The sequence below is a fragment of the Pseudonocardia sp. GCM10023141 genome, from assembly GCF_042653605.1.
This window is the reverse complement of sequence record NZ_JBHSIR010000059.1, coordinates 48,578-66,995: the sequence shown is the minus strand read 5'-3', so window position 1 is coordinate 66,995 and position 18,418 is coordinate 48,578. Positions and strand designations below refer to the sequence as shown.

Sequence of the window (18,418 nt, the reverse complement as noted above, 5' to 3'; positions counted from 1 at the left end):
CTGAGATGACTGGAACACTCGATCGTCCGCAGACGAACAGGACCGGCGCGGGCGTCGAGCCGGATCCCGAGGTGATCGCGCGCGCCACCGCGCTGGTACCGCTGATCCGCGAGCACGCCGAACGGTCGTCGGCGGAGCGTCGGGTCGTCCCCGAGGTCGTCGAGGCCCTCGAAGCGGCGGGGCTGTTCAAGCTGCTGGTGCCGCAGCGCCTCGGCGGCCTGGAGACCAACCTGCGCACGATGATGGAGTGCGTCGCCGAGGTCGGCCGCGGCGACGGTTCCACGGCGTGGGCGGTCGCACTGCTCAACGTGTGCACCTGGTTCTCGACCACGTTCTCCGACGAGGCCCAGCAGGACATGTTCGCCACCGACGAGGCGAAGGCGTGCGGCATCTTCTCCCCGCCGCTGAAGTCGGAACGCGTCGATGGCGGGTACCTGGTCAGCGGCAGGTGGGCCTACTCGTCGGGCTCGTTCGCGGCGAGCTGGGCGACGCTGGGCATCGGTGTGGAGGGCGACGACCCGCGCGCGCTCGCGCTCATCCCGTCGAGCGCCTGGACGATCGAGCCGACGTGGTTCGTCGCCGGGATGAAGGGCTCCGGCAGCGACACCATCGTCGTCGAGGACCACTTCGTGCCCGACCACCGGATCCAGCGCTTCATCGACATGGTCGGGGGAGAGTTCAGGACCTCGCGCCAGAGCGACGAGCAGAACGCGAACATGGCCTTCATCCCGGTGGCCGCGCTCGTGCTCGTCGGTGCCCAGATCGGCCTCGCCCGCCACGCCATGGAGCGCACGCTGTCCACCCTGCCGAAGAAGAACGTCGCGTACACCTGCTACACCAACGCGCGGAACTCACCCACCCACCAGATCGGCGTCGCGGAGGCGGCGACCCGGTTCGACCAGGCCGAGCTGCTGATGCGCCGGGCATGCGCGGACGTTGACGCGGCAGCGGCGGGCGGGGTCCAGCTGGACCGGCTGACCCGGGCCCGCGTGCGCATGGACACCGGTGTCATCGGGGAGCTGGTCAAGGACGGGCTGGACAGGTTGATGACCGCCAACGGTGCCTCCTCCTTCGCCGACGCCAACGTGTTGAGCCGCATCTGGCGCGATGCCGAGATCGCCGGGCGGCACGCGCTGGTGATGCCGGAGCTCGGCAAGGAGGCGTACGGGCGACTGCTGCTCGGTGCCGACGAACCGCTGACGCTCGACGTCTGACCCGCCGGCGACCGGTCGGCCCCTCCCGGTAGCTCCCGCCAGGGGTGCGTTGGATCAGGAACCGACGATGCCGTACTTCTCGGTGTAGAGCCGCTCGTCCTTGGCGATGTGCTCGTCCATGAGGTAGCCGGCCTGGATGGGGGAGCCGCTCAGTATCGCGGTGGCGATCGCCGCGTGATCGGCCCACGAGGAGTCGATCCGCCGCTCCAGATCGAGCTCGAAGCCCCACGAGATGCTCTGCAGCAGCCGGTCCAGGGTGCGTTCGAGGTTGCGGTTGCCGGATGCCTCGACCACGAGGTGGTGGAACTCCAGGATGAGTGCCGGCAACTCGCGCAGGAGCTCCTGCCTGCCGGCCTGCCTCCCGCGCTCGACGACGCTCATCAGCTTGTTCGCGACGGTGCCGCCACGGTTCTCGGCGGCCAGGCGGGCCGCGAGCACCTCGAGCCCGCGGCGCACCTGCATGAGCTCCAGGCTGTCGCGGTGCGAGTTCTCCGACACCGTTGCACCCCGGTACGGCGTGAGCGTGACGAAACCCTCGCCCTCGAGCCGCCGCAGGGCCTCGCGCACAGGAACGCGGGAAACCCCGTGTTCCTGTGCGACGGTGGCCTCGACCAGCCGCTCACCGGCCCGCAGCGTGCCCGACATGATCTTCGCGCGCAGCTCGTTGGCGATCACGTCCCGGGTCGGACCCTGGTCATCGGCCTCTCGGGCTTCGGTCACACGGTCAGGTTATCCCAGCGGTCGCAGCCTTCTGGGCCTGCGATTCTCAATTCACCTTGACCCGGAATGTGTCGAGCGAGGTGTGGCGGGTGAGATTCTCGAAACCGTCCTCGGTGACCACATAGAGGTTTCCGACATTGGATCCCGCGACCATCGGGTCGATCCACTGCGCGTGCAGCACGAAGATCATGCCGGGCTCCATGCGGTCCGTGTTGTGGGATGCCACGTTGTACTGAGGCAGTTTGGGCATGCCGATGGCATGGCCCAGGTTGGGATTGTGGGGGCCCGCGACCGCCGGATAGACGTGCATCATCGTGCGCCCCTGGGCCTCCCAGTCCTCGTCATGGACGTACTGCCGGGGAATCGGGCGTGGGGAACCGTCGTCGAGTGCTGCCCAGCTGAACGGCATGGTGCGGGTGTCCTTGGACGACAGGTACCCGCGCTCGACGTAGGCCTCGAACGCGGCGTCGTGGAGCGAGCTGAACGTCGCACCGGGTTTGATCAGGCGCTCCGCCCGCTCGACGGCGTCGACGCACATGTCGAGCACGTCCTCCTGCTTGGCCGTGATGTCACCGACCGCGATCATTCGAGCGGACTGGGCGCAGTAGCCGTGGTAGGTGACGTTCGAGACGTAGAGGTTGATCAGATCGCCGTTGCGGGCGACGTGGCCGTAGGGCTTTCCGCAGTGCGTGCCGTACTTGCTGGACCCGATCTGGTAGCCGTCGCCGGTCTCCCCGCCGCGGGCCAGCTGGGCGAACGTGAACGCCGCATAGATCTCGTAGTCGGTCACGCCCGGCTGGGTGGCGTGGTAGGCGGCCTGGCAACCGATGTCGATCAGCTGCGCGGCCGACCGGATCAGCGCCACCTCCGCGGGTGACCGGATGCGCTGCATGCGAAGGACGATGTCGGAATCCGGTACGAGACTCGCCCCCGGTGCACATTCGCGCAGGCCCGCCCAGCACGAGTTGGCCGTCTCGTCACCGGTGAGAGCGATCTGGCCGCGCTCGAGTCCGAGCTTCTCGAGGATTCCGACGACCGCCTCGACGGTCTTCTTCAGGGGTGAGCCCGGACGGTCCACACTCTCCCGACCCCAGGGTGACACCTGCCAGATGTCCTCGACGAGCAGCGGTTCGCCCACCGGCGGCAACAGTGCGGACTCGGTCCAGAACGACACCAGCTGCGGGGCGATCGCGGCATCCGTGGGAATGATGAGCACACCCTCCCGAGCCCAGTCGCAGATGTAGCGCAGGAACGGGTTGGAGGTGTGGTACCAGCCCACCAGGCTGCTGTGGACGAGGACCGCATCGTGTCCGGCCACGGTGGCATCGCGGCGAATCCGGGTCAGCCGGTCGGCATACTCCGATTCCGGGAGTTGCGGAGCCCCGACGAAATCGAAATCCGGTTCGAAGTCGGTGAGCAGGCTCTCGACCCTGCGCGAGCTTGCACCATTCGTGCTCATGATGTGACGTCCTGTCGTGTCGAGCCGATTGCAGCCTGGTCAGCGGTGATCGGCGGTGAGGGGCGAGGTCGCCCGGTCCTCGGGGTTGATGTCCTCGAGCGAACGGCGAAGTGTTTCCGGGGCGAAGCCGGCCGAAACGGCGAGGAGTACGTACATGATCGCCAGCATGATGAAGACGCCACCGACTCCGAAGGCCATGAACACGGGCACGGCGAGCAGCGGCATCACCGCGCCGGAGACATTGCCGATGCCGTTGGCGATGGAGGTGCCCAGCGCCCGGACGTTGGTGGGGTAGATCTCCGGTGACCATGCGGCGAGCGTGGTGTTGAGCAGGAGCGCGAAGAACTGGAAGGTGGCGCCGAATACCAGGATGAGCGCGATCCCGTTCGCGAAACTGGCGAACGCGACCGCGGCACCGCATCCGAGCACGGCGGCCGCGATGGTGACCACCTTGCGGCCCACCCGGCCCGCGAGGTAAGCGGAGGCGCAAGCGCCCAGCAGGCTGCCGAAGTTCATCACCATGGTGAAGGCCAGGCTGTCGCTGATGCTGTATCCCTGTGCGACGAGGATCGTCGGCATCAACACCAGCAGCGTGATCTGCGCACCGAAGGACATCCACGACGCCAGCCCGATCGCAGCCGTCCGGCGCAGCGAGGACCGGGTGGCGAGCGCTCGCAGCGGCACCTTGTGGTGCGCTGTCTCCGGGATGTCGGCCTCGGTGACGTAGGTCGTGACCTCGAGCGGCGCGTTGTGCCGGGTCAGGCGGCCCGATGCCAGCACGGTGAGGGCGGCGTTCGCCTCCTGGACGCGGCCCTTCGACAGCAGGAACCGTGGGGACTCGGGCATGTAGCGGCGGATGACGACCACGAGCAGGGCCGGCAGGGCGAGCATGACGAACAGCCAGCGCCAGCTCGTGTCCGTACCGCCGAGCACGCCGTTGAGCGGCCCCAGGACGATGAAGAACAGTCCGAACGCGACGAAGTTGCCCACGCCGCCCGAACCGATGTTGAGCGACGCCGCCACCGTGCCGCGGTACTTGGTCGCCACGATCTCCGCGACGAGGGTGAGGCCGACCGTGAACTCGCCGCCGAGTCCCACGCCGACGATGAACCGGGTGATCTGGAGGAAGAACTCGTTCGGCGCGAGCGCGCTGAGCAGCCCGCCCAAGGTGTAGAGCAGCAGGTTGAACGCGAGCGCGTAGCGACGACCCTTGCGGTCGGCGAGGTAGCCGGTGGCCAGGCGCCCCACCAGGCCGCCGACGATCATGATCGTGTTCAGGAAGGCGAGGTCCGCCGTGTCCATCCCGAAGCTCGCCTTCAGGCCTTCGATGATGGCGCCCGTCGTGTCCTGTTCCAGTGCATCGAAGAACATGCCCGCCAGGACCATGAGCGCGATCGCCCAGTGGACGCGGGTCCAGCCGATCCGATCCATGGCGGCGGCCAGGCCGCCGGTGGCGGCGGGTGGTCGGCCGGTGACGGCCGCGCCCGCACCGCCCGATGCAGCCAATTCTCCTGGCACGTGATCCGAGCTCATTGGAGCCTCCTGAGGAGTGCACTTCCGAGGGGAACCGACCACGGACTTGCTCGCCAGTGCTTCGGGCGTGTGGCCAGGTGGTGCCGAAGTTTGTATACCAAACCGGAGATCGAGTCAACGTCAGGCGGAGAACTTCATAGGCCCGGTCTCGACGCCGCGATCCGTGCTCCAGCGGCGTATCTGCTGGGGATTTGTCCCGGATCGCCCGAGTTCCGGCCGGCGAAAGGGGGAATGAGACGGTCCGCCGGACTGAAAGATCGTATACCATCTCTCTCGATGCTCCTCGAGGCGCACGAGCCCCGGTGGCGCGTGGTCGAGCGGCCTGCCGTGTGGCCACGAGGCACTTTCTCGAACCGGAGATCCGTGCCATCATAGATTCCATATCACGGAAGAAGATTTCCACAATACGGAAAAGGCCAGGTGAGAAGTGATGGCGATCCCCGGTCCGGGCTACTCGATCACCGCACGGGTGGAGGCACCTGCCTCGCCGCACACGACGGCCGCGTTGACGCGCGCTGTCGGCGATGCAGGTGGCGCCCTCACCGCCCTCGATGTGGCGGAGTCCCGTGCGGACCGGATCGTCGTCGACGTCACCTGCGACGCCGTCGACGCCGGTCATGCCACGGCCATCGAGAAGGCGCTCGGCGAGGTGGCCGGGGTCGTGGTCCGCAAGGTCAGCGATCGCACCTTCCTCCTGCACCTGGGCGGCAAGCTGGAGGTGCGACCGCGGGTGCCGCTCAAGCACCGCGACGACCTGTCACGCGCGTACACGCCCGGCGTCGCCCGGGTCTGCCAGGCGATCGCGGACAACCCGGCCGACGCGCGCCGGCTCACGATCAAGCGCAACACCGTCGCGGTCGTGACGGACGGGTCGGCCGTGCTCGGCCTGGGGAACATCGGGCCGGCCGCGGCGCTGCCGGTGATGGAGGGCAAGGCCGCGCTGTTCAAGCAGTTCGCCGGGGTGGACGCCTGGCCGGTCTGTCTCGACACCCAGGACAGCGACCAGATCGTGGAGATCGTCCGCGCGATCGCGCCGGTGTACGGCGGGATCAACCTCGAGGACATCGCCGCCCCGCGCTGCTTCGAGATCGAGCGCCGCCTCCGGGAGCTGCTCGACATCCCGGTCTTCCACGACGACCAGCACGGCACGGCGATCGTGGTGCTGGCGGCGCTCACCAACGCGTTGCGCGTGGTGGACAAGCGGATCGAGGATGTCCGGATCGTCGTGTCCGGTGTCGGGGCCGCCGGGCACGCGGTCATCCAGCTGCTGGCGGCGCAGGGCGCCGGGGAGATCGTGGCCTGCGGGCGCAACGGGGCTGTCCACTCCGGACAGCAGGGGCTCGACCAGTTCCGGGGCTGGCTCGCGGCGAACACCAATCCGCGGGGCGAGACCGGGTCGCTGCGGTCGGTGCTCCCGGGCGCCGACGTGTTCATCGGCGTCTCCGCGCCGGACCTGCTGACCGGCGCGGACATCGCCACCATGGCTCCCGGCGCGATCGTCTTCGCCCTCGCCAACCCGGACCCGGAGGTCGATCCGGTCGCGGCAGGCGACCATGCCGCGGTCGTGGCCACCGGGCGGTCGGACTACCCGAACCAGATCAACAACGTGCTCGCGTTCCCCGGCTTCTTCCGGGGCATGCTCGATGCCGGCGCGCATCAGATCACCGACGAGGCGATGCTGGCCGCGGCGACGGCCATCGCCGATGCCGTCGCACCGGCCGAGCTCAACGCCAGCTACATCGTGCCCAGCGTGTTCGACGCCGCGGTCGCCCCGGCTGTTGCCGCGGCGGTGCGCGATGCGGTGACGAACCCGACGGCCCGGCCGTGATCGACGTCGAGCGCCTCGCCGACGAGGTCGACGACCGGTTGGTCGGGGCCGACGCGCAGCTGGCGACCGCGCATCCCGGGGACGCCCCGGGCCGTCAGCCCGTGCACACCGTCTACGTGCCGGCACACGCCTACACGGCGGGCACCGTGACCGAGTGGGGCAGCGCGGCACGGGCTGCGCTCGCCGAGCACGGATCGACGCCTGCCGAGCTCGCCGCCGCGTTCGACCTGCCCGAGGTGTCGGTGAAGCAGGTCTACGACCGGGTCGGGGCCAAGCTGCTGCGCGAGCCCGTCGAGGATCTGCGGATCGACTTCGAGGACGGCTACGGCAACCGGCCCGACTCCGAGGAGGACGGGGCAGCCCGTGCCGCCGCGACGTCGCTCGCCGCGGCCGTCGCTGCGGGCGACGGAGCGCCGTTCTGCGGGATCCGGTTCAAGAGCCTGGAAGCGCCGACGCGGCGCCGCGGCGTGCGGACGCTGGCGCTGTTCCTGGACGCGCTCGGGCCGCTGCCCGCCGGGTTCGTGGTCACGCTGCCGAAGGTGACCTCGGTGGCGCAGGTCGAGGCGATGGTGACCCTCACCGAGCAGCTGGAGCGGGGCTGCGGCTACACCGAGCGCAGCCTGCGGTTCGAGATCCAGGTGGAGACACCCCAGTCGATCCTCGGGGCCGACGGCACCGCTCTCGTGGCGCGGATGATCCACGCCGCGGCGGGGCGGTGCACCGCCCTGCACTACGGCACCTACGACTACTCGGCGGCATGCGGCATCAGCGCCGCCTTCCAGAGCATGGATCACCCTGCGGCCGACCACGCCAAGGCGGTGATGCAGGTCGCGGCCGCCGGCACGGGGGTGCGGTTGTCGGACGGGTCGACCAACGTGCTGCCGGTCGGTGACCGGGACGCGGTACGGGCGGCGTGGCGGCTGCACCGGCGCCTGGTCCGTCGCTCGCTCGAGCGCGGCTTCTACCAGGGCTGGGACCTGCATCCCGCCCAGTTGCCCAGCCGCTACCTCGCGGTCTACTCGTTCTACCGCGCGGGCCTGGTCGAGGCCGCCGACAGGCTGCGCAACTACCTCGCCCGGTTGGACTCGGGCTTCCTCGACGAGCCCGCGACCGCGCGGGCGATGGCCTCGTACCTCGCGCGCGGGCTCGACTGCGGCGCGGTCGACGAGACCGAGCTGCGCGACCTGTCCGCTATCGACCGCGACACGCTCGACCGGCTGGTCCGGCGCGACGCGGTTGCCTGAGATGCGGTGCCACCCCGAAGGCCATCGGCGACCCGACGACGGAGGGACGACATGCCTGAACTCGACCTGGTGATACGCGCCCGCCGCGTACTGACGGCGGACGGCGGGCGCGCGCACTCCGTGGGGGTGCACGACGCGCGGATCGTCACACTGGCGCCGTACGACGCCGGGCTGTCCGCGGCGCGCGTGGTCACCCTCGACGACGACGAGGTGCTGCTCCCGGGACTGGTGGACAGCCACGTGCACGTCAACGAGCCGGGGCGCACGGAATGGGAGGGCTTCGCGAGCGCCACGCGCGCGGCGGCAGCAGGTGGCGTCACCACGATCATCGACATGCCGCTCAACAGCATCCCCCCGACCACGGACGTCGCCGCGCTCGAGGTCAAGCGCAAGACCGCGACGGGACAGACGTTCGTCGACGTCGGCTTCTGGGGCGGGGCCGTTCCGGGCAACGTGGCGGATCTGCGCGGCCTCCACGAGGCCGGCGTGTTCGGCTTCAAGTGCTTCCTGCTGCCCTCGGGCGTCGACGAGTTCCCGCACCTCGAGCCTGCCGACCTGGAACTGGCCGTGCGCGAGGCCCGGTCGCTGGAAGCGCTGATGATCGTCCACGCCGAGGAGTCGCACGCGATCGACAACGCGCCCCCGGCACACGGCCGGAGCTACCAGGACTTCCTGGCGTCGCGGCCCCGCGGCGCGGAGAACCTCGCCATCGCCCAGCTCATCGAGCTCGCCCGCTGGACCGGTTGCCGGGTGCACGTCCTGCACCTGTCCAGTTCGGACGCGCTACCCATGATCCGGTCCGCCCGCCGGGACGGCGTGCGGCTGACCGTGGAGACCTGCCCGCACTACCTCACCCTCGTCGCCGAGGAGATCGCCGACGGCGCGACGCAGTTCAAGTGCTGTCCCCCGATCCGGGAGTCGGCGAACCGTGACCTGCTGTGGGAGGGGCTGGCGGACGGGACGATCGACTGCGTCGTCTCCGACCACTCGCCGTGCACGCCGGACCTGAAGCAGTTCGACATCGGCGACTTCGGGCAGGCATGGGGCGGGATCTCGTCGCTGCAGGTGGGACTGCCCGCGGTGTGGACGGAGGCCCGGCGGCGGGGGCATGCGCTGACCGATGTGGTGCGCTGGATGGCCGAGGCGCCCGCCCGGCAGACCGGACTCGTCCACAAGGGACGGATCGATGTCGGCTGTGCCGCCGACTTCTGCGTGTTCGCGCCCGACGAGTCGTTCGTGGTCGACGTCGGGCGGCTCCACCACAAGAACGCCGTGACCCCGTACTCCGGGCACCACCTGACCGGCGTGGTGCGGAGCACCTGGTTGCGCGGCGAGCCGATCGACATCACCGACGAGCCGCGTGGCCGGCTCCTGAGCAGAGGAGAAGCATGACCCCGCAGGACTTCACCCGCCTTCCCGACCTGGCGTCGCGCGCGCTGGCGGGCAGCGTCGTCTACGCCAACGACGAGCTCTTCGCCGAGCGCGAGAACCTGATCAAGCCGGGGCCCGCGGTCTTCTCCACCGAGGACTTCGGGCACAAGGGCAAGGTCTACGACGGCTGGGAGACGCGGCGGCGGCGCGAGGACGGGTACGACTACGCGATCGTGCGGCTCGGGGTCCCGGGCGTCGTGCACGAGGTGGTGATCGACACCGCCTGGTTCAAGGGGAACTACCCCCCGTTCGCATCGATCGAGGCGACGAGCGTCGACGGTGCGGTGTCGCCCCAGGACCTGGAGGCTGCGTCCTGGGAGACGCTCGTGCCGAAGTCCGCGCTCAAGGGCGACACGGAGAATCCCTTCGACGTCTCCGACCGGCGCCGCTGGACCCACGTGCGCCTCACGATCTACCCCGACGGCGGGGTGGCGCGGCTGCGCGTGCGGGGTGAGCCGGTGCCGGACCCGCGGTTCCTGGACGGCACCATCGACCTCGCCGCGGCCGAGAACGGCGCTGACGTCGTCGACTGCTCCAACATGTTCTACTCGTCACCCGCGCAGATCCTGCAGCCCGGCCGGGCCGCCTCCATGGGCGACGGCTGGGAGAACGCCCGCCGCCGCGAGCCCGGCAACGACCACGTCACCGTCCGGCTCGCGGGCCTGGGTCGCATCCGCCGCGTCGAGATCGACACCTCGTACTTCGTCGGCAACGCGCCGGGCTGGGCATCGCTGCGCGGGATCGACGCCACGAGCAACGACCTCGCCGACGACGGTGCGTGGACCGACATCGTCGCGAGGACGCGCCTGCAACCCGACACCCGGCACTTCTTCCACGCCGCGGACACGGCTGCGGTGACCCACGTCCGGCTCGACGTCTTCCCCGACGGTGGGCTCGCGCGCCTGCGGGTGCACGGCGAGCTACTCGCCGATGCGCATCGATCGGCGGTCACGCGCTGGCTCGACCTGCTTCCCGCCGGTCACGCCGTGCAGGTCCTCGCCGCGGGTGCCGACCTGGCCGCGGCGGCCGCCACCGACCTCGTGTCCCGGCGTCCCTTCACCGGCTCCACCACGCTGCCGTCCGACGTCCTCGACCGCCTGGCCGGCGGCCCCGCGCTGGGCTAGCGGTGGCTCCCGGTACGTCAGGAGGGCGTCCCTGCTGACGGTGAACGTCAGGAGGGCGTCCCTCCTGCCATCCGGCGCAACCACGGACCGCGGCGGTCGAGGGGTGGGCTGTTGATCAGGGGGTGCCGGCCGTGCGGAGCGTGCGTTGCCGGATCAAGCTGGTCCGCTCCGACTCGGACAGCCCGCCCCACACGCCGTAGGGCTCGTGCGCGGCGAGCGCGTGGCGGCGGCACTCGTCCATGACCGGGCAGGTGCGACAGATCAGCTTGGCCTGGACCTCGCGCTGGTCCCGGGCCGTGCCCCGTTCGTTCGCCGGGTGGAAGAACAGGGTGGCGTCGAGGCCGCGGCACGCGCCGCGCAACTGCCACTCCCAGTGGTCAGCGACCGGGGTCGGGAGCCTCCGAACGTCTGCCATGCCATCACCACCTTCCGTCCGCGGCCGCGGGGAAACAGCCGTCGCCTCGGCATTCGCATCCCACCGCCGAACGGTTCGACCGCACCCTGGACGTCAGCAGGGCGTCCCTCCTGACGGTGAACGTCAGCAGGGCGTCCCTCCTGCCATCCGGTGCAGCGAGTTGCGCGGCCCCGGTCAGGAGGGTGGGAGGACGTCGGCGAGGCCGGCCAGCGACGGCGCTCGGCCGTGTTCGATGTGGGCGAAGGCCAGCGCACCGGCGAGTTCGGGGTTGCCGCTGTAGATGGCGTCGCAGAGGGTGGCGTGCTCGGCGTACTCGGCGTGGGGGTCGCGGTCGGACGTGAGCGCGAAGAGCCACCGGATGCGTCCGAGCAGTGGAGCCATGGTGGCGATCAGGAGCGCGTTGCCGGTCATCGCGATGGTCTCGGCGTGGAAGTCGGTGTTGGCCTGCCGGATCGCATCGGCCTCGCCGGCCGTGGTGGCGCGATGCGCCTCGGCGACGACGCGCCGCAGGGTGTCGTCGGCGCGTCCCTCGGCCACGGCCTGGGCGGCCTGGCGGGCGGCGAGGACCTCGAGGGACAGGCGCAGATCGAAGAGCTCGGCGACGTCCTTGAGAGTCAGCTGGCTCACGACCGCGCCGCGGTTGGGGAAGGTGGCGACGAAGCCCTCGACCTCGAGCTGGCGCAGCGCCTCCCGGATCGGGATGCGGGACATGCGCAGGTCTTCGGAGAGCTCGCGTTCGCGGATGCGGCTGCTCGGGGGGTAGGTGCCGTGGATGATGCCTTCACGGATCGCCAGGTAGGCCGACTGTGCCATCGAGGGGCCGGTCTCCTGGCGTGCGGTGCTCACGACGGTGCCTCCCTCCGGCAGTGCTGCGAGGTGAAGGGCGGCGAACTGCGTTCGCGGGACTTCACTGTCGCGGTCCAGATTACGTGGGGAACGGGCAGGTGACGCGATGCGGGGGAGCGGTATCTCGTGGCGTGGTGTTCCGGGCCCCGCGGGGGACTGGTCTCCGCGGGGCCCGGAGGTCACAGCCGGTCGGTGATGTCGTGTCCGCGACCCTGCTGACGTGCGGTCTCGAGGATGAGCGACACGGCGGCGAGGTCCTGGATGCCGAGCCCGACCGACACGAACACGGTGACCTGCTGGTCGCCGGATCGGCCGACGGCCTGCCCGGTCAGCACCGCACCGAGGTCGACCAGCGGGACGTGCTCGTCGATGCTGCCGTCCCCGAGGGCCATCGCGACCGCGCCGGACTCGACCGCGGCGACCGCGGCCGAGTCCACGACGAGGCGGGCGGCCGCGAGGACGTCGCTCGCGAGCTCGCGGTACTGCGGCCGCGGCGGCGAACCCACCGCGTTGATGTGCAGGCCGGGATGCAGATCCCGCGCGTACACGAGGGGATCGACGCTGGGCGTGAGGGTGCACAGGATGTCGGCCCGCGCCACCACGTCCCGTGGGTCGTCGAGGATGGTGGTCTCGAGCCCCATGTCCCGCGCCTTGCGCAGGAGCGGCTCCGCACGTTCCGACGTGCGGTTCCACACCACGAGCTCGGTGAGGTCACGCACCTCCGCGATCGCGTCGAGGTGGGCGGCCGCCTGCCGGCCGGCGCCGAGGATGCCCAGCACGTGCGCGTCGGGCCGAGACAGCGCCCGGGTGGCCACAGCGGACGCCGCGGCCGTGCGCACCAGCGTGACGGCGGCACCGTCGAGCATCGCGGCGCAGTCCCCGGTGTCGAGGTCGACCGCGACGATCGTGGAGCGCTGCCGCGGAGCCGCGGGGTCGCGCGGCTGGTCGACGAGCAGCTTGCAGACCGCGATCGACGAGCTCGGCGAGGCCGCGATCATCGGCAGCACCACCGTCTCCGCACCGGGGACTGTGAGGACCGACCGGGTCGGCTGCGTGACATCACCGGTGGCCAGCCCGATGTGGGCCGCCTCCACCGCTTCGATGAGGTGCTTGTAGGGCAGCAGCTCGACGACGTCGTCGCGGCTGAACAGGAGTGTCACGGCGAGACTTCCTTCGAGATGGCGTCCGTGACGATGTCGGAGTAGGCGACCCGGTCGACGGTCAGCCCGGCGTCGTGGAGGACGCCCGTCCAGTTGTCGACCCCTTCGCGGGCGATCGCCACCCCGGTCCAGGTGCCGCTGCTGATCAGGAAGTCGGTGGCGTCGACGAGTGCGGCCGTGTCGGCGTCGGGCCACTCCTTGCCGATCAGGGCGATGTGGGACTCCGCGGTCGATGCGGCTACCTGCACGGTGGCGTCCTGGATGGCCTGGGCGAACGGCACGAGCAGCGGGGTGAGCTCGTCGAGCCGCTCCCGCCGCACGTAGTAGACGCTGTTGGGCATGACGCCGCCGGCGTCGGCGAGGCTGACCGCGACGTGGCCCTGTCCGGCGCGCACGAGGGTGGCGGCCGTGCCGGGGTCGGCCACGATCGCGTCACCCAGCCCGTTGACGAACAGCTCGACGAGCATGGCGGTGGACAGGTCCCGCCCGAAGCGGGTCTGCGCCGGGTCCGCGCCGTCGCGGCGCATCAGGCCCGCCGTGAACTCGTAGGGGGCGGTGCCGCCCTGCCCGGGCACGAGCAGGGTGCGCCCGGCGAGCCAGGACCATTCGAAGTCCGCGACGGGCTCGCGGGTCACGATGGTCATGGGGAAGCGGTTGTTCAGCTGGGCGAAGGCGACGAAGTCACGGCCGCGGTGGGCGTACATCGCCGGCACCCACAGCCCGCCGAGCGCCACGTCGGCGGAGCCGTCGGCGAGGTCGTGCATGACACCGTCCCACGGGTTGCGCGGCTCGGCGGTGACGTCGAGGCCGGCGTCGGCGAACAGCCCGTGCTCCCGGGCGTAGTACTCCGGCAGGTAGTTGATGCCGTGGGCGGTTGCGCTGATCCGAAGGTTCTTCATGGTGTCCTTCCGCGTCGGTGAGGTTGGGGTCGGTGAGTGTCAGCTGGTGCGAGTGGGCTGGGGCTGGGGCTCGAGGATGACCAGCTCGTTGATGTCCTCCAGCGGTACCCCGAGGGTCTCCGGCGCGAACCGGCAGGCCACGGCGAGCAGCGTGTACATCACGGCGATCATCAGGAACACCCCGGAGATGCCGGACCGCTCGAAGATGAACACCGCGGCGAACGGCATGACCGCGCCTGCGACGTTGCCGATGCCGTTGACGACCGAGGTGCCCAGCGCCCGCACCCGGGTGGGGTAGAGCTCGGGGGACCACAGCGCGAGTGTCGAGTTCAGGAACAGGGAGAAGAACTGGAAGATCGATCCGAACAGCAGGATCAGTCCGGCACCGTCGGCGAACAGGGCGAAGCAGATCGCCGATGCGCAGCCCAGTACCGCGGCCACGGCGACGGTGGTGCGCCGGGGGAGCCGGGCCGCCACCAGCGCGGCGGCCAGCGCTCCGAACATGCTGCCCGCATACATGATCATCGTGAAGACCAGGCTGGTGGAGATCGAGTAGCCCTTGGAGACCAGCAGGGTCGGGAGCAGCGCGAGCAGGGTGACCTGCGCGCCGAAGGCCATCCAGGACGCCGCGCCGATCGCGACGGTGCGGTTGAGCAGCTTGCCCTTGAAGATCTCGACAGGGCTGATCGCGGCTTCGACCGGCGCGGCAGCGTCGGCGTCGAGGAACCGGGTCACCTCCTGCGGCGTGGGGCGGTGGCGGATGTCGTCCGACGCGAGGATGGTCAGTGCCCGGTTCGCCTCCTGGACGCGTCCGGTGGAGACCAGGAAGCGGGGCGACTCCGGCAGGTACCGACGGTAGATCACGACCAGCACGGCCGGGATGGCGAGGAAGGCGAACATCCAGCGCCAGGAGTGCAGGTCGCCACCGAGCAGGTCGTTGAGCGGACCGAGCAGCACGACGAACAGGCCGTAGGCGAGGAAGTTGCCGATACCGCCGGAGGCGAACCCCAGGATGCCGACGGCGGTGCCGCGGCGCTTGGTGGCCACCATCTCGGAGATCATGGCCAGCCCGATGGTGAACTCGCCGCCGAGGCCGATACCGACGATCAGCCGGCTCGCGACCAGCGTCTCGAAGTTGGGGGCGATGGCGCTGATGACCCCGCCGAGGGTGTAGATGAGCAGGTTGAGGCTCAGCGCGTACCGGCGCCCCTTGCGGTCCGCGAGGTAGCCACCGACGAGCCGTCCGATCAGGCCACCGACGACCGTCACGGTGTTGACGGTGACCAGCCCGGCGTTGGAGATGCCGAAGACCTCCTTCAGCGCCGGGCCGATGGCACCGGGCGCGTCCTGCTGCAGGGTGTCGAACAGCATGCCCGCCATGACCAGGCCCATCACCCACTTCTGCGCGCGGGTGAACGGGAGCGAGTCCAGCGCCGCGGCCACCGTCCGGAAGCGAGCAGGCGCGGGGGGTGGCGCCTCGGACATCGAGCGGCGATCTTGTTCGGAAATTGCCACGACGCACCTTCCCTTGCCAGTTGCTGGGGGATCGGCCGCTGACCAGCGGCCACGTGAGGTGGTGTTGCCTTCCATCGGAGCGCCAGAGCGGCTGCGACAACGCAGAGTTTGTATACCATTTGAGGTCATGTCAAGGGGTTGTGCCAGCAAGATAGGGAAGGACGCCGAAGAATACATTCAGATGGGATACCAAGTGGCCACGACGGGTGGTATACCAGAAGGGATCTCGCTCCCGGCGGCTCTCCGCGGGAGACCCACGGTGGCTCTGACGGGGTGAACATGCGAATCCTGCTGGTGAACGTCAACACGACCGCTTCCATGACCGACGCGATCGCGGCATCGGCGCGGGCCGTGGCCGGCCCGGACACGGAGATCGTTCCGCTGACGCCGACGTTCGGCGCCGACTCGGTCGAGTGCAACTTCGAGAGCTACCTCGCCGCCGTTGCGGTGATGGACGCCGTCACCCGCTACACCGGCCCGTACGACGCGGTGATCCAGGCGGGCTTCGGTGAGCACGGCCGAGAGGGCCTCCAGGAGCTGCTGGACGTGCCGGTTGTGGACATCACAGAGGCGGCCGGGCACGTCGCGGGCCTGCTCGGGTACAGGTACTCCGTGGTCACCACCCTGGACCGGGCCGTGCCCCTCATCGAGGACCGGCTCAAGCTCGCCGGCCTCGACGCCCGCTGCGCATCGGTGCGATCGAGCGGGCTCTCGGTGCTGCAGCTCGAGGAGGATCCGGAGCTCACCCTCAAGACGATCGTCCGCGAGGCCGAGCTCGCCGTGCGGGAGGATCGGGCCGAGGTGATCTGCCTGGGCTGCGGCGGGATGGCCGGGCTCGACGAGGCGGTGCGCGCGATGACGGGCGTCCCGGTCGTGGACGGTGTGACCGCGGCGGTGAAGCTCGCCGAGAGCCTCGTCGCGCTCGGCCTCTCGACCAGCAAGGTGCGCACCTATGCGCCGCCGCGGCCCAAGCACGTCGCCGGCTGGCCGCTCCCGCAACCGGCGCGGATCTGATGGCCGCAGTCATCGCTGATCGCGATCGACTTGATCGCGGACAATCGGTTTTCACCATGGAGCTCTCGCCCTAGCGTTGCTGTCATGACCGATGACACCCCGCCACGACTGCGGTCGGCGCTCTGGCTGCCGATCTTCGACGAGCTCGCCGACCCGGTCCTGGTGGCCCGGATCGCCGCCGAGGCGGAGGAGGCGGGCTGGCACGGCGTGTTCGTCTGGGATCACCTGCGCTGGCGGGCACCGGTCCGGCAGGTGGCCGACCCGTGGATCACGCTGGCAGCGATCGCCACCGCCACCGAGCGCCTGCGGTTCGGACCCATGGTCACGCCGCTGGCCCGCCGCCGGCCGGCCAAGGTCGCCAAGGAGACCGCGACGCTGGACCGGCTCAGCGGCGGCCGGCTCACGCTCGGCGTCGGCCTCGGCAGCGACCGCTTCGCCGCGGAGTTCAGCGCGACGGGCGAGGAAGTCGATGATCGGCTGCGGGGCGGGCTGCTCGACGAGTCGCTGGAGATCCTCACCGCCGCGTGGTCGGGTGAGCCGGTGCACCACCGGGGCCGCCACCACACCGTCGACGGCGTCACCTTCCTGCCGCGGCCGGTCCAGCGCCCCGGCGTGCCGGTGTGGGCCGCGGGATTCCCGGGCAACGTCAAGCCCCTGCGCCGAGCGGCCCGGCACGACGGCTTCTTCCCGGTCAACCTCGACCACCCCGACCAGGTCGCCGCCGTCGTCGCCTCGATCACCGAGCTCCGCCGGGATGACACGACCCCCTACGACATCGCCGTCGCCCTCCCGCCCGGCACCGACGTGACCCCGTACGTCGAGGCGGGCGCCACGTGGTGGCTGGCGGAGTTCGCGCCGGACTCCGTGACGGTGGACCAGGTCCGCGGCGTCCTGCGGGACGGCCCGGTCGCCGCCGCGGGGTCCCGGTGACGGCCCACCTCGGCGGTGATCATCACCGGGCCCCGGCCGCCGCGGAGGCCCGGAAGTCCCGCGGGGAGATCCCGAAGGCGGTCTTGAAGCTGCGTGAGAAGTGGCTGGCGTCGGCGAATCCCCAGCGCGCTGCGATGGCGGCCACCGGCCGGTCCCCGTCGGCGAGCTCCTGCCGGGCCCGGTCGAGCCTGCGGGCGCGCACCACCTGCCGGAAGGTGTCGCCGTTGCGCTCGAACAGGCGGTAGACCGTGCGCACCGACACCGCGTGCGCGGCGGCGAGCGCCCCCGGCGAGATCTCGGCGTCGAGCAGGTGCTGGTCGATCCAGCCGTCCATGCTCGCGCGCAGCGCCGGGTCGGCGAGGTCGGTGACCCAGCCGCCGTGGTCGGGCTGCAGTGCCCCGGCCACCAGTTGGATCGCGGCCTGCCGGGCCGCGGTGCGCGCCGGCCCTGACATCCCCGGCAGCGTCCTGGCCAGCGTGGCGAGGTACCCGTCGAGCAGCGCGACGGCGGGGTTGTCCGGGCGCAGCTCCACGCAGCCGAGCTGCGGGCCCACACCGGTGGCGTCCAGCAGCACGCGGCTGGGGAGGACGAGGCAGCGCTTGCGGTAGGCGGTGGTGACCTCGAAGTGCATGGCGGCGCCGGCGCTGAGTGCGACCCCGCCGCCGGGCCGGACGTCGACCACGGCGTCTCGCTGGCCGACGTACTCCTGCCCGGTGACGTCGACGATGACCGCGATGTACTCGCCGTGGTCGGCCGCGAGGTGGTCGCGGCCGCGGCGGCCGCGGAACGGGTCGCTCGAGCACTCGACGAGCGCCAGGTCGTCCACCCACTGACGGCGGACGCGACCGCGGAAGCCGCGCTCGGCGCCGGCAGGCAGCCCGACCGACATCGGCATCAATGTCCTGGACAGGACGTCCTGCCAGACCTCCTCGCGGTTCTGCGGCGGCGTCGACTCGAGCGAGCACCACTCCTCGCGCGGTAGCGGGTCGGGCTCCATCGCCGCACCTCTCCCCATCGTCGAGCAGCACCGCGCACAGCGTGCGCCACCGGGAGGCCCGCGGGAAGCTCCCGGTGGCGCCGTGGGCG

At 70.7% G+C, this 18,418-nt stretch carries 16 protein-coding genes; 7 read left to right on the top strand and 9 right to left on the bottom strand.

Going from position 1 to position 18,418, the window contains the following annotated elements; all coding sequences use genetic code 11:
- Positions 1–5: 5 nt before the first annotated feature.
- Complete coding sequence (locus ACFPFQ_RS33615) at positions 6–1,214, top strand: acyl-CoA dehydrogenase family protein (protein ID WP_379626164.1); 1,209 nt, start codon at positions 6–8, stop codon at positions 1,212–1,214.
- 54 nt (positions 1,215–1,268) lie between these two features.
- Here ACFPFQ_RS33615 and ACFPFQ_RS33610 read toward each other — a convergent pair whose 3' ends face one another.
- Genes ACFPFQ_RS33610 through ACFPFQ_RS33600 form a run of 3 tightly spaced genes read right to left on the bottom strand, consistent with a single transcriptional unit; the run spans position 1,269 to position 4,926 of the window.
- Complete coding sequence (locus tag ACFPFQ_RS33610; protein WP_379626162.1) at positions 1,269–1,934, bottom strand: GntR family transcriptional regulator; 666 nt, start codon at positions 1,932–1,934, stop codon at positions 1,269–1,271.
- 46 nt (positions 1,935–1,980) lie between these two features.
- Positions 1,981–3,393: a M24 family metallopeptidase gene (locus tag ACFPFQ_RS33605; protein WP_379626160.1), complete on the bottom strand. Its 1,413-nt coding sequence runs from the start codon at positions 3,391–3,393 to the stop codon at positions 1,981–1,983.
- A 39-nt stretch (positions 3,394–3,432) separates the two neighbouring features.
- Positions 3,433–4,926 (bottom strand): MFS transporter, encoded by a 1,494-nt coding sequence (locus ACFPFQ_RS33600; RefSeq protein ID WP_379626158.1) that lies wholly within the window; start codon positions 4,924–4,926, stop codon positions 3,433–3,435.
- 430 nt (positions 4,927–5,356) lie between these two features.
- Here ACFPFQ_RS33600 and ACFPFQ_RS33595 point away from each other — a divergent pair, with 430 nt between their 5' ends.
- From ACFPFQ_RS33595 to alc, 4 genes are read left to right on the top strand one after another with little or no spacing between them, the layout of a single operon-like run.
- Positions 5,357–6,754 (top strand): NAD-dependent malic enzyme, encoded by a 1,398-nt coding sequence (locus ACFPFQ_RS33595; protein WP_379626156.1) that lies wholly within the window; start codon positions 5,357–5,359, stop codon positions 6,752–6,754.
- Complete coding sequence (locus ACFPFQ_RS33590; protein ID WP_379626248.1) at positions 6,754–7,998, top strand: DUF6986 family protein; 1,245 nt, start codon at positions 6,754–6,756, stop codon at positions 7,996–7,998. The genes ACFPFQ_RS33595 and ACFPFQ_RS33590 overlap by 1 nt, the downstream gene beginning before the upstream one ends.
- Before the next feature lie 51 nt (positions 7,999–8,049).
- Entirely contained in the window at positions 8,050–9,390 is a 1,341-nt protein-coding gene (gene allB / locus ACFPFQ_RS33585) for an allantoinase AllB (protein ID WP_379626154.1), read from the top strand.
- Positions 9,387–10,553, top strand: a complete 1,167-nt coding sequence (alc, locus tag ACFPFQ_RS33580; protein ID WP_379626152.1) for an allantoicase — start codon at positions 9,387–9,389, stop codon at positions 10,551–10,553. The genes allB and alc overlap by 4 nt, the downstream gene beginning before the upstream one ends.
- A gap of 115 nt (positions 10,554–10,668) precedes the next feature.
- Here the strand turns inward: alc and ACFPFQ_RS33575 are convergent, their stop codons facing one another.
- From ACFPFQ_RS33575 to ACFPFQ_RS33555, 5 genes are all read right to left on the bottom strand, one after another.
- The gene (locus ACFPFQ_RS33575) at positions 10,669–10,968 is read right to left on the bottom strand and encodes a WhiB family transcriptional regulator (protein ID WP_379626150.1); all 300 of its coding nucleotides are present in this window, start codon (positions 10,966–10,968) and stop codon (positions 10,669–10,671) included.
- Positions 10,969–11,142: 174 nt separating this feature from the next.
- Positions 11,143–11,814 (bottom strand): GntR family transcriptional regulator, encoded by a 672-nt coding sequence (locus ACFPFQ_RS33570; protein ID WP_379626148.1) that lies wholly within the window; start codon positions 11,812–11,814, stop codon positions 11,143–11,145.
- A gap of 179 nt (positions 11,815–11,993) precedes the next feature.
- Positions 11,994–12,974 (bottom strand): ornithine cyclodeaminase family protein, encoded by a 981-nt coding sequence (locus tag ACFPFQ_RS33565; RefSeq protein ID WP_379626146.1) that lies wholly within the window; start codon positions 12,972–12,974, stop codon positions 11,994–11,996.
- On the bottom strand, positions 12,971–13,873 hold the full coding sequence (locus tag ACFPFQ_RS33560; RefSeq protein WP_379626144.1) for an ABC transporter substrate-binding protein: 903 nt from the start codon (positions 13,871–13,873) through the stop codon (positions 12,971–12,973). Before ACFPFQ_RS33560 ends, ACFPFQ_RS33565 begins: the two co-directional genes overlap by 4 nt.
- Before the next feature lie 39 nt (positions 13,874–13,912).
- On the bottom strand, positions 13,913–15,388 hold the full coding sequence (locus tag ACFPFQ_RS33555) for an MFS transporter (protein ID WP_379626142.1): 1,476 nt from the start codon (positions 15,386–15,388) through the stop codon (positions 13,913–13,915).
- Between the two features lie 279 nt (positions 15,389–15,667).
- Here ACFPFQ_RS33555 and ACFPFQ_RS33550 point away from each other — a divergent pair, with 279 nt between their 5' ends.
- Together ACFPFQ_RS33550 and ACFPFQ_RS33545 are read left to right on the top strand one after the other, a co-directional pair.
- Complete coding sequence (locus tag ACFPFQ_RS33550; protein WP_379626246.1) at positions 15,668–16,402, top strand: aspartate/glutamate racemase family protein; 735 nt, start codon at positions 15,668–15,670, stop codon at positions 16,400–16,402.
- Positions 16,403–16,486: 84 nt separating this feature from the next.
- Positions 16,487–17,332, top strand: coding sequence for an LLM class flavin-dependent oxidoreductase (locus ACFPFQ_RS33545; protein WP_379626140.1), 846 nt, complete (start codon positions 16,487–16,489; stop codon positions 17,330–17,332).
- Between the two features lie 22 nt (positions 17,333–17,354).
- Here ACFPFQ_RS33545 and ACFPFQ_RS33540 read toward each other — a convergent pair whose 3' ends face one another.
- Positions 17,355–18,329, bottom strand: a complete 975-nt coding sequence (locus tag ACFPFQ_RS33540; RefSeq protein WP_379626138.1) for a helix-turn-helix domain-containing protein — start codon at positions 18,327–18,329, stop codon at positions 17,355–17,357.
- Positions 18,330–18,418: the final 89 nt, after the last annotated feature.